This is a genomic window from Pseudomonas sp. P7758, from assembly GCF_013386485.1.
Classification (GTDB): Bacteria; Pseudomonadota; Gammaproteobacteria; order Pseudomonadales; family Pseudomonadaceae; genus Aquipseudomonas.
Genome location: NZ_JACARS010000098.1, coordinates 1 through 13,050 on the forward strand (window position 1 = coordinate 1; position 13,050 = coordinate 13,050).

A 13,050-nucleotide genomic window follows, 5' to 3' on the forward strand; every position below is an offset into this window, starting at 1 on the left:
ACTTCTTCGAACTGGGTGGCGACTCGATTATCTCGATTCAAGTGGTCAGCCGCGCCCGGCAGTCCGGCATCCGCTTTAGTCCAAAAGACCTGTTCCAGCACCAGACGGTGCAGGCATTGGCGACTGTCGCGCAGACCGGTGACCAGCTGCAGGTAATCGATCAGGCTGCGGTGCAGGGCCCGGCGTTGCTGCTGCCAATTCAACAGGCTTACTTTGCCGACGCCATCCCGCAGCGTCACCACTACAACCAGTCGGTGCTGCTGCAACCGGCCCGTGCGCTGCAAGCGGCGCTGGTGGAGCAAGCATTGCAGGCGCTGGTGCTGCATCACGATGCGTTGCGGGTGATGTTCAACGAAAGCGCCGAAGGCTGGAGTGCCAGCCATCGCGACGCATCGATGCGCAATGATCTGTTATGGGTGCGCCCGGTGGCCGATGCTGGCGCGCTGGAAGTGCTGGCCAATCAAGCCCAGCGCAGCCTGAACCTGCAAACCGGACCCTTGCTGCGCGCCGTGTTGGCGACCCTGGACGATGGCACCCAGCGGCTGTTGCTGGTGATCCATCACCTGGCGGTGGACGGTGTGTCGTGGCGGATTCTGTTCGACGACCTGCAAACGGCCTACAACCAATTGCTCGCCGGGCAAGCCTTGCAATTACCGGCCAAGACCAGCTCGGTCAAGGCGTTTGCCGAACAGTTGCAAGCGCATGCACGCAGCGCGCAATTGCAGCAGCAGTTGGCCTACTGGCAGGCGCAACTGCAAGGTGCGGCGGCTGACCTGCCGTGCCTCAACCCCGAGGCGAGCCCACAGAACGGCCAGGCCATCACTGTTCATACGCGCCTGGACAAACACCTGACGCGGCAACTGCTGCAGGAAGCGCCGGCCGCCTATCGCACTCAGGTCAACGACCTGTTGCTGACCGCCCTGGCGCGGGTGGTCTGCCGTTGGACCGGGCATGCAAGTACCTTGATCCAGCTTGAAGGCCATGGTCGCGAAGAGTTGTTTGCCAACATCGACCTGACGCGCACCGTGGGCTGGTTCACCAGTATGTTCCCGGTCCAGTTGTCGCCGGCGGCGGCACTCGGGGACTCGATCAAGTCGATCAAGCAAGGGTTGCGATCGATCCCGGACAAGGGGGTGGGTTTCGGCGCGCTGCGCTTCCTCGGTGACGAGGCCAGCCGGTCAGCCTTGCAAGCGCTGCCGGTGCCGCGCATTACCTTCAACTACCTGGGGCAGTTCGACGCCAGCTTCGATAAGGAACAGGGCGCGTTGTTCAGCCCGGCCAGCGAAAGCGCCGGTGAAGAGCAAAGCGCGATGGCGCCCCTGGGCAATTGGCTGAGCCTCAACGGGCGGGTATTTGATGGCGCACTGAGCCTGGGCTGGACGTTCAGTCACCAACAGTTCGAGCAGGCCACCATCCAGCAACTGGCCGACGATTATGCCGTGGAGCTGGCTCTGTTGATCGGTCATTGCTGCGATCCTGCAAACCATGGCATGACGCCTTCCGACTTCCCGCTGGCCAGCTTTACCCAACCGCAGCTCGATAACCTGGGCCTCGCCGCCCGTTCGGTGGATGACATCTACCCGCTGGCGCCGATGCAGCAGGGCATGCTGTTCCACAGCTTGTACGAACAAGGCAGCGGTCAGTACATCAATCAGATGTGCCTGGACATTGACGGTCTCGACCCACAGCGTTTCGAGGCTGCCTGGCAGGCGGCGGTCGACGCCCATGACATTTTGCGCAGCAGTTTCATCTGGGAAGGCAGCGAGCAACCGGTGCAGGTGGTGCACAAACAGGTGCGCGTACCCTTCACCGCGCTGGATTGGAGCACACGCACGGATGCCCCGCAGGCCCTCGTCGAGTTGGCGTCCAGCGAGCGCGACCAGGGTTTCGACCTCGCCCTCGCGCCGCTGCTGCGGCTGGTGCTGGTCAAGACCGCTGAACAGCGTTATCACCTGATTTATACCCATCACCACATTCTGATGGACGGCTGGAGCAACTCGCAGCTGCTGGGCGAGGTGTTGCAACGTTACGATGGCCAGGTGCTGCCGCGCCCGGCCGGCCGCTATCGTGACTACATCGCCTGGCTGCAAGGGCGTGATGCCAAGGCCAGTGAGACGTTCTGGCGTGCGCAACTGCACGCGCTCGACGCGCCGACGCGCCTCGTCGAAAACCGTTTCGCCGCGCCGCAGCCGGCTGTCGAAACCAGCCATGCCAGCCTGTATCACTCACTGTCCCAACAGCAGACCCAACGCCTGGGCGAATTCGCCCGCCAGCAAAAGGTCACCCTCAATACCGTGGTCCAGGCGGCCTGGTTGCTGCTCCTGCAACATTACACCGGGCATGACACGGTGGCCTTCGGCGCCACGGTGTCCGGACGCCCCGGCGAACTCAAAGGCGTCGAACAGCAGATAGGCCTGTTCATCAATACCTTGCCGGTGATTGCCAGCCCCCGGCCGGAACAATCGGTCACCAGCCTGCTGCAACAGCTTCAGGCCCGCAACGTTGCGTTGCGCGAGCATGAACACACGCCGCTGTTCGAGATTCAGCGCTGGGCCGGGCAGGGCGGTGAAGGCCTGTTCGACACGCTGCTGGTGTTCGAAAACTACCCGCTGGCCGAGGCCCTGCAAGCGCAGGCACCGTCAGGCCTGAGCTTCGGCACGGTGGGTAATCAGGAACAGACTAATTTCCCGTTGACCCTGGCCGTTAATCTCAATGAGACCCTGAGCCTGCACTTCACTTATGCCCATGCTGCGTTCCATACACATACAATCCAGCGCCTGGCTGAGCAGGTGGAGCACGTGCTCGCACAGATGGTGAGCCTGGCCGCCGACCGTAGCCTGGGCGATATCGACCTGGTTGGCGCGGCGACGCGCACCGTGCTGTTGCGCGACTGGAATGCCACGGCAGTGCCGGCCACCGACCGACGCCACGTTCATCAATGGTTCGAGTCCCAGGCTCGACGCACGCCTGATGCGCCGGCCCTGTTGGCCGATCAAGCGTCGCTGACCTATGCCCAGCTCAACCTGCGCGCCAATCGCCTGGCTCATGCGTTGATCGAGCGGGGTGTAGGCCCGGACGTGTTGGTGGGGCTGTGCATGCCGCGCAGCGTGCAGATGGTCGTCGGGCTACTGGCGATCCTCAAGGCCGGTGGTGCCTATGTACCGCTGGACCCGGCTTATCCACAGGATCGTTTGATGTACATGGTCGAGGACAGCGGCATCGCCTTGCTGTTGACCGAAACCAGCGTACAGCCGTACTTCGCCGACGTGGCCGTGGACTGCCTGCTGCTGGACGCACTGCCCGAGCGGTTCGATGGCTACGGCGAGCATGAGCCTTCGGTAACCGTCGACAGCCAGAACCTCGCCTATGTGATCTATACCTCCGGTTCCACCGGGAAACCCAAAGGCGTGACGATTCGCCATGGCGCCCTGAGCAACCATATGGAATGGATGCAGGGTTGCCTGAAGCTGAATCACAGTGACCGTGTCCTGCAGAAGACCGCCATCAGTTTCGACGCCTCGGTGTGGGAGTTCTGGTTGCCACTGATGAGCGGCGCGCAACTGGTATTGGCCGCGCCGCAATTGAACCTGGACTTGACCACCTTGTGGGTCGAGGTGGAGCGTTGGGGGATCAGTGTGCTGCAAATGGCGCCATCGTTGCTGCAGGCGCTGTTGCCGCTGGCGACCCGTGAACACCTGGCCTCCTTGCGCCTGCTGATGTGCGGCGGTGAAGCGCTGAGTGCGCACCTTTCCCGCCAGGTCCTGGGCCTCTTCGATGGCGAGTTGCGCAATCTTTATGGCCCCACGGAGGCCACGATTGATACCAGCAGCCATGCCGTGGCGGCCACTGTCGAAGACGACGGGCGAATCATCGCCATCGGTCGTCCGATCAACAACGTACGCACCTATGTGCTGGACGGCGCCTTGCAGCCTTGCGCCGTGGGGGCGATTGGCGAGTTGTACATCGGTGGTGAATCCCTGGCCCGTGGTTATCACCAGCGTCCAGGGCTGACCGCCGAGCGCTTCGTTCCCGATCCGTTTGGCGAGTCGGCCGCCGCACGCCTGTATCGCACCGGCGACCTGGTGCGCCACGCCGAAAATGGCGTAATCGAATACATCGGCCGGATTGACCATCAGGTGAAAATCCGTGGCCTGCGCATTGAGCTGGGTGAAATCGAAGCCCGCCTCCACGCTCAACCTGAAGTACGAGACGCGGTAGTGCTGGCTCGGGAAACGGCGACCGGCACGAGCCTGGTGGGTTGGCTTGTCAGCCAGGACAGCAGCCTGGATAGGGCGGCCGAGGCGCGCTTGAGTGAACAGCTCAAGGCGCGGCTGGCACAACAGATGCCGGACTTCATGGTGCCCACCCATCTGGTCTTCCTCGATCAACTGCCGCTTACACCCAACGGCAAACTCGACCGCAAGGCACTGCCCGCACCGGATACCCGCGCGCTGCATTCGGCTTACCTGGCGCCGCAAAGCGATCTGGAATGCAAGGTCGCGGCCATCTGGCAAGGCGTGCTCAACGTTGAGCAGGTCGGTCTGGCGGATGATTTCTTCGAGCTGGGCGGGCATTCGCTGCTGGTGGTGAATGTGGTGTCGCGCCTGCAGCTCGAACTGGGCATGAAGTTAACGCCCCAATTGATATTCCAATTTCCGGTCCTCGGTGCGTTTGTCGCGCAACTGGAGCAGACCGGCACGTCAATGAGCACGTCAAAATTGAGCAAGCTTGAAGCGCTGCTTGATGAATTCGAGGAGGTTTGATGGACACCGCTGTCGCACAACGTATTGCCAGGCGCTTCATAACGCTGCCGCTGGAAAAACGCCGTCTTTACCTGCAGAAAATGCTCGAAGAGGACGTTTCCCCGGCGAACCTGCCGATTCCGCCTGTCAGTGCCGAGTTCGACACGTTGTCATTGTCCTTTGCCCAGGAGCGTCAATGGTTCTTGTGGCAGCTGGACCCGGAAAGCGCGGCTTATCACATGCCTACGGCCCTGCGCTTGCGCGGTCCATTGGACATTGCGGCGCTGCAACAGAGTTTCAGTGCGCTGGTCGCGCGCCATGAGAGCCTGCGTACCACCTTCGTGGTGCACGGCGAGCAAGTGGTGCAGCAAGTGCAGGAGGCTGCACCGGTAAATCTGCAGGTGCAGCCTCTGGCCCAGGTGCCGGATGCGGCGCAACTGCGGCACTTGATCGAAGACGAGACGCGCCGGCTGTTCGACTTGCAGCAGGGGCCCTTGTTGCGTACGTGCCTGTTGCAACTGGGCGCGGATGACCATGTGCTGATTGTCACCTTGCACCACATCGTTTCCGATGGCTGGTCGATGCAGGTAATGGTCGAGGAGTTGGTCAAGGGTTACGCCGCGTTCAGTCGAGGGTTGAGCCTGGAACTGCCAGCGTTGCCGATTCAATACAGCGACTACGCCATCTGGCAGCGGCACTGGATGGAGGCCGGCGAGCGGGAGCGGCAGTTGCAATACTGGACCGCGCAACTGGGCGGCGAGCAGCCGGTGCTTGAGCTCCCGACTGACGTTGCGCGCCCGGCCGTGATGAGCTATCGCGGTGCCCGGCTGGAGTTGGATATCGACACCGCGCTGGCCTGCGGCCTCAAGCAGATGGCCCAGCGCGAAGGGGTCAGTCTGTTCATGATCCTGCTGGCCTCCTACCAGGCCTTGCTGCATCGCTACAGCGGGCAGAACGACATTCGGGTTGGCGTGCCGACCGCGAACCGTAACCGGGTGGAGACCGAGGGGTTGATCGGCTTTTTCGTCAACACCCAAGTGCTCAAGAGTGAGGTCGACAGCCAGGGCTCCTTCAGTGCCTTGCTGCAACAGGTCAAGCAGACTGCGCTGGATGCCCAGGCGCATCAGGACCTGCCGTTCGAGCAACTGGTGGAAGCCTTGCAGCCGCAACGCAACCTGAGCCACAGCCCGCTGTTTCAGGTGATGTTCAACCACCAGACCCAAGGCCCGGCGGGCGAGGGGCCGGCCGGTGAATTGAAGGTCGAGGGGCTGCGCTGGGATACCCATAGTGCACAGTTCGACTTGACCCTGGAAACCATGGAGCGCCCCGATGGCCTGTCTGCGGCGCTGATCTATGCCACGGATCTGTTCGGTGCAGACACGGTTGCGCGGATGGCCGGGCACTGGCAAAACCTGCTGCAGGCAATCATCGCGAACCCGGCACAAAGCATCGGTGAGCTGCCGTTGCTTGACGCTGAACAGCGCCAAGCGCAGCTCGACGATTGCGTCCGCACGTCGGTAGCCACCCCGCAGGCGGGTTATGTTCATCGATTGTTCGAGGCACAGGTGGCCCGCTCGCCGGAGGCGCAGGCGCTGGTCATCAATGGCCAGCGCTTGAGCTACGGGCAACTCAATACCCGGGCCAATCAATTGGCGGTGGAGCTGCAACGTCACGGGGTGGGCGCGGGTGTGCTGGTGGGCATTGCCGTCGAACGCAGCCCGCACATGCTGATCGGGTTGTTGGCAATCCTCAAGGCCGGCGGCGCCTATCTGCCCCTCGATCCCGCGTTCCCGCAGGATCGCCTCGCCTACATGATTGAGGACAGTGGCATCGACCTGTTGCTGACCCAACATTCACTGCTCAGCCAGATCCCGGTGCCTGACACGGTCACTACGCTGGTGCTGGATCAACCGGGCAATTGGCTTGACGGCCATGCCGGTGACGATCTGCCAACCCGGCTGGATCCGGAGCACCTGGCTTATGTCATCTACACGTCTGGCTCCACCGGCCAGCCGAAAGGGGTGATGGTGCGACATGGCGCCCTGACCAACTTTGTCGCAAGCATGGCCAGGGTGCCGGGCATGACCGCCCAGGATCGGGCGTTGTCACTGACCACGTTCTCGTTTGATATTTTCGGCCTGGAAATCTACGTACCCCTGATGGTCGGCGCGTGCATCGTGCTGACCGGCCAGGAGGTGGCGCAGGACCCGTACGCCGTGCTGGCCCTGATCGACGCCGAACAGGTCAACGTGGTGCAGGCGACTCCCTCGACCTGGCGCATGTTGCTCGACAATGAACAGGCCCACGTGCTCCAGGGGTGCACGTGCCTGTGCGGCGGCGAGGCGTTGCCCCAGGAACTGGCGGTGCGCATGCTTGGCCTTGGCGGTGAAGTCTGGAATCTCTATGGCCCGACGGAAACCACGGTCTGGTCGGCGTTGCACCGGCTGCGTCCGCAGGCTGCGCAACCTTGGCTGGGCGGCCCAATCGACAACACATCGCTGTACATCGTCGGTGCAGACCTGATGCCGGTGCCCTATGGTGTTGCCGGCGAATTGCTGATCGGCGGGGACGGCCTGGCGCGGGGTTACTTCCAGCGCCCGGGATTGACCGCCGAACGTTTTGTTCCCCATCCGTTTTCCAGCACCGGCGAGCGGCTTTACCGCACCGGCGACCTCGCACGTCAGCGCCCGGACGGTATCCTCGAATACCTGGGGCGGATCGACCATCAGGTGAAAATTCGCGGTTTCCGCATCGAGCTCGGGGAAATCGAAGCGCGCCTGCTGGAGCAGGACGCTGTACGTGAAGCCGCGGTACTGGCCCAGGATGCCCCGGGCGGCCAGGCGTTGGTGGCGTATGTGGTCCCCGCCGCCGAATGGCAGGGCCTGGATGCCGACGGCCAGGGTCGCCTGCGCGACAGCCTGAACGCCCGGCTCAAGGCCAACTTGCCCGACTACATGGTGCCGGCGCATATGGTGCTGTTGCCAAGGTTCCCGCTGACCCCCAATGGCAAGCTGGACCGCAGGCAACTGCCCAAGCCCGATGCCAGCCAATGGCAGAAAACCTACGTGGCTGCGCAGACACCGGTGCAGCAAGCGGTGGCGGCGATCTGGGCCGAGGTGCTCAACGTGCCGCGGGTTGGCCTGAGTGACAACTTTTTCGAGCTGGGCGGCCATTCGCTGCTGGCGACCCAAATGGTTTCGCGGATTCGCCAGCAACTGCAAGTCCAGGTGCCTTTGCGTCTGCTGTTCGCCCATAACACCCTGCAAGCGTTTGTCGAGGCGATGGCCCCGGCATCGTTGACTCCTGAACAGGCCATCCCGCGCGTTGCACGCGACCAGCCGCTTGCCCTGTCATATGCCCAGCAACGGCAATGGTTTTTGTGGCAATTGGAGCCCACCAGCAGCGCCTACCATATTCCCGCGGCCCTGCGTTTGCGCGGACACCTTGATCTGGCGGCCTTGCAACAGTGTTTTGACGCCCTGGTGGCGCGTCATGAGAGCTTGCGTACCCGGTTTGTGCTGGAGAACGAGCGTCCCGTACAACGGGTTGACGCGCCGGCACCGGTGGCGATTGCGCTTGAATCCGCGGCTGCCGGGCTGGATGACCCTGGCCTGCGCGGCTTGATTGAAACTGAAACCCGCCAACTCTTTGATCTGCAGCGCGGGCCGTTGCTGCGGGTCAAGCTGTTGCAACTGGGCGCTGAAGATCACGTGCTGATCCTGACCCAACACCACATCGTGTCGGATGCCTGGTCGATGCGGGTCATGATCGATGAGCTGATGCAGTTATACCGCGGCTTCAGTCAAGGCCAACCGGCGGCGTTGGCGGCACTGCCGATCCAGTATGCCGATTACGCACACTGGCAGCGTCAGTGGCTGGCGGCGGGTGAGCAGCAACGTCAGCTCAGCTACTGGACAGAACAGTTGGGCGGCGAGCAACCGGTCCTTGAACTGCCAACCGACCATCCACGTCCGGTTCAGCAAAGCTATCGTGGGGCCCGGCTGCCGATCACCCTCGAGCCGTCCCTGGCCGAGAGTCTCAAGCGCCTGGCGCAGCAGCAAAACACCACACTGTTCATGCTGCTGCTGGCCGGCTTCCAGACCTTGTTGCACCGCTACAGCGGGCAGCAGGATATTCGTGTCGGGGTACCGATTGCCAACCGCAATCGCCTGGAAACCGAAGGGATGCTGGGTTTCTTCGTCAACACCCAGGTACTCCGGGCCGACATTGAGGGGCACCTGCGCTTTGACCAATTGCTTCATCAGGTCAAGCAGCGGGTACTGGGAGCACAGGCCCATCAGGACCTGCCGTTCGAGCAACTGGTGGAGCTGCTTGCACCTGCACGCAACCTGAGCCATACGCCATTGTTCCAGGCCATGTTCAACCATGCCAGTGATGCTCGTCGCGAGGCGATTGAACTGCCGGGGTTGAGCCTGGAGCAATTGACCTGGGATTCGGGCAGCGTGCAGTTCGACCTCTCCCTGGATACGTTCGAGTACAGCGAAGGCATCAGTGCCGCACTGTCCTATGCCTCTGACTTGTTTGAGCCAGCCACCGTCGCACGCCTGGGCGAACACTGGCTGAACCTGCTGCGCGCGATTGTGGCCAACCCCACCCAGCGCATCGCCGAATTACCGATGCTCGATGCGGTGCAGCGCCGGATGATGGTTGAGGACTGGAACCGCACGTTCGCCCATTACCCGAACAACCAGCCGGTGCACCACTTGATCGAAGCCCAGGTGGAGCGGGCCCCGCATGCCGTGGCGTTGGTGTTCGAGGGGCAGTCGCTGACCTATGCCCAGCTCAACGCGCGGGCCAACCGATTGGCTCATGCCTTGATCGCGCGTGGCGTAGGCCCCGATGTGCTGGTGGGCATTGCACTGCACCGCAGCCTGGAAATGGTGGTGGGCCTGTTGGCGATCCTGAAGGCCGGCGGCGCTTATGTACCGCTGGACCCGGAATACCCGCCGGAACGCCTGTCCTACATGATCGACGACAGCGGCATCGAATGGTTGCTGACCCAGCAAGCGCTGGTCGCAACCTTGCCGCTGCCGGAACGGGTGCGCACGCTGATACTCGATGGTGACGATGCCTGGCTGGCCGGTGAGGCGCAAGGCAACCCCGAGTCGCGGGCCGTCGCGCAAAACCTCGCCTATGTGATTTACACCTCCGGATCCACTGGCAAACCCAAAGGGGCTGGCAACAGCCACGGTGCCCTGACCAACCGGTTGTGCTGGATGCAACAGGCCTACGGGTTGCACGCCGACGACCGCGTGCTGCAAAAAACGCCGTTCAGCTTCGATGTGTCCGTCTGGGAGTTTTTCTGGCCGCTTATGACCGGCATCCGCTTGGTCGTGGCGTCGCCAGGGGATCATCGCGATCCACAGAAGCTGGTCCAATTGATCGAGCGCGAGGGCATTACTACCCTGCATTTCGTCCCGTCGATGCTGCAAGCGTTCGTGCTGGATGCCAATGTCAGCCGCTGCACCAGCCTCACCCGTATCGTTTGCAGTGGCGAAGCGTTGCCGATCGATGCGCAGCAGCAGGTCTTCGCCAAGCTGCCGGGCGCGGGGCTGTTCAATCTCTACGGCCCTACCGAAGCCGCAATTGACGTCACCCACTGGACCTGTCGTGACGAGGGCCGTGACGCAGTGCCCATCGGCGAGCCGATTGCGAACTTGATGACCTACATTCTCGACGCCGAGCTCAACCCGGTGCCCTGCGGCGTCAACGGCGAACTGTACCTCAGCGGCCAGGGACTGGCGCGTGGGTATCACCGTCGCCCGGAGCTGACGGCCGAACGATTCGTGGCAAGCCCGTTTGTCGCGGGTGAACGGCTGTACCGCACGGGCGACTTGGCCCGTTACCGCGTTGACGGGGTGATTGATTACATTGGCCGTATCGACCATCAGGTGAAAATCCGCGGTTTTCGTATCGAGCTGGGTGAAATCGAGGCCCGTCTGCTGGAGCACGGGGCCGTGCGCGAAGCCGTGGTGGTGGCGCAGGACAGCCGCAACGGCAAAGCCCTGAGTGGCTACGTCGTTACCCAGCCTGGCGCCGCCAGCGACTGGCCGGCACTGCGCGAGGCGCTGACAGCGCATCTGCGCCAGACCCTGCCGGAACACATGGTACCGACGCACCTGACGCCGCTGGAAAAAATGCCCCTGAGCCCCAACGGCAAACTCGACCGCAAGGCTCTCCCGGTGCCAGACATGGCTGAGGTACAGCAGGACTTCGTGGCTCCCGCCAATGCAGTCGAAAGTGCCCTGGTCGAGATCTGGCAAGCCGTGCTCGGCGTGGCCCGGGTGGGCACTGCCGATAACTTCTTCGCCTTGGGCGGTGACTCGATCAATTCGATTCAAGTGGTCAGCCGTGCACGTCAGCAGGGAATCGGCCTGGCCCCCAAGGACCTGTTCCTGCACCAGAACATCCAGGCGCTGGCCCGGGCTGCGAGCGCCGATCAAGCCGCAACGATCGATCAGGGGCCGGTCAGCGGTGACAGCCATCTGGTTCCGATGCAGCACTGGTTCTTCGCCAATGACATGGCGCACCGTGACCACTGGAACCAGTCGCTGATGCTGACCCCGCGCGAGCCATTGGACGGCGCATGTCTGCAGCAGGCCCTTGAGCACGTGGTGGCCCATCATGACGCCTTGCGCTTGCGCTTCGTGCAATCGGGCGATGGTACCTGGCAGGCCAGCCATGAGGCCGTCGGCGCACAACCGGTAGGCCTCTGGCAGCGCCAGGCAGAGAACGCCGATGAGATCATCGCCATTGCCAACCAGGCGCAACGCAGCCTCGACCTGCAACACGGCCCGCTGTTGCGTTGCAGCCTGATCGCAGTGCAGGACGGCAGTTCGCGCCTGCATCTGGCGATTCACCATCTGGTGATGGACGGTGTGTCGTGGCGCGTGCTGCTGGAAGACTTGCAAACGGCCTACCGGCAACTGGCGGTAAACCAGCCTGTGGTGTTGCCACCCAAGTCCACCGCGTTCAAGGCGTGGGCCGAGCAGTTGCAGGGCTACGCCCACAGCGAAGGGCTGGCTCGGGAGTTGAGTTACTGGACCGGGCAACAGGCCCATGCGTTGCCGGAACTGCCACGGGCGCGGCCTGAGGGCAGCCAGGCTTCGGTGCATGGCCATTCGGTCAACACGCGTCTGGATACAGAACAGACTCGGCGCCTGCTCAAGCAGGCACCGTCGGCCTATCGCACCCAGGTCAACGACCTTTTGCTCAGTGCCCTGGCGCAGGTGATTTGCCAGTGGACTGCGCAACCTGCGTGCCTGGTGCAACTGGAAGGCCATGGCCGTGAGGAACTGTTCGGCGACGTCGACCTGAGCCGTACGTTGGGCTGGTTCACCAGCCTGTTCCCGGTGGTATTGACCCCATCGGTGCACGCGGCAGACACCATCAAGGGCATCAAGGAACAGCTGCGCGCGGTGCCGAACAAGGGCCTGGGTTATGGCGTGCTGCGTTACCTCGGTGCAGAGGATGTCCGCTCGCGTCTGGCGAAACTCGCGCAGGCCCGGATTACCTTCAACTACCTCGGCCAGTTCGACCAGAGCTTTGATGAGCAGGCGTTATTCGCGCCGAGCGAGGAGGGCAGCGGGGCTGGGCACGCTGATGACGTGGCGCTGGGCAACTGGCTGACCATCGATGGCCGGGTGTACAACGGCCAGTTGTCCCTGGACTGGACCTTCAGCCGCGACGTTTTTGATGAGGCCACCGTCCAGCAATTGGCCGATGCCTACGGCGTCGCGTTGCAGGCACTGATCGAGCATTGCTGCGGCGAAGAGCATCAGGGCCTGACGCCGTCTGACTTCCCGCTGGCCCGTTTGACCCAGGCGCACCTTGACGGCTTGCCGGTGCCCGTGGCGCAGGTGCAAGACGTCTATGCGTTGTCACCGATGCAAGAAGGCATGCTGTTCCACACCCTGGCCGACGACAGCAGCGGTTTGTACATCAACCAGATCAGCCTGCCGGTACACGGGCTGGATACCGAACGCTTCGCCGCAGCCTGGCAATCGGTGATTGAGCGTGAGGACATTCTGCGGACCAGCTTTCACTGGCAGGATGGCTTGAGCGCCCCGGTGCAAATTGTCCACCGCCAGGCCGAATTGCCGCTGCTGATCGAAGACTGGCGCGGCCGGGACATCAGCGAACAGGCGATCGGCGAGCGCGCAACGGCTGATTACCTGCAAGGGTTCGATCTGGCCCGTGCGCCGTTGCAGCGTGTGCTGTTGCTGCGGCTTGAGGACGACCGCTACCAGATGATCTGGACCTGCCATCACATCCTGATGGACGGCTG

General features: G+C 62.9%; 2 protein-coding genes. Both read left to right on the plus strand.

The window, feature by feature from the left end:
- Positions 1-4,763 (plus strand): non-ribosomal peptide synthetase (locus HX873_RS21165; protein ID WP_177123161.1); only part of this gene is annotated, 4,763 nt, incomplete at its 5' end.
- Positions 4,763-13,050 (plus strand): non-ribosomal peptide synthetase (locus HX873_RS21170; protein ID WP_177123162.1); only part of this gene is annotated, 8,288 nt, incomplete at its 3' end. The genes HX873_RS21165 and HX873_RS21170, both read left to right, overlap by 1 nt.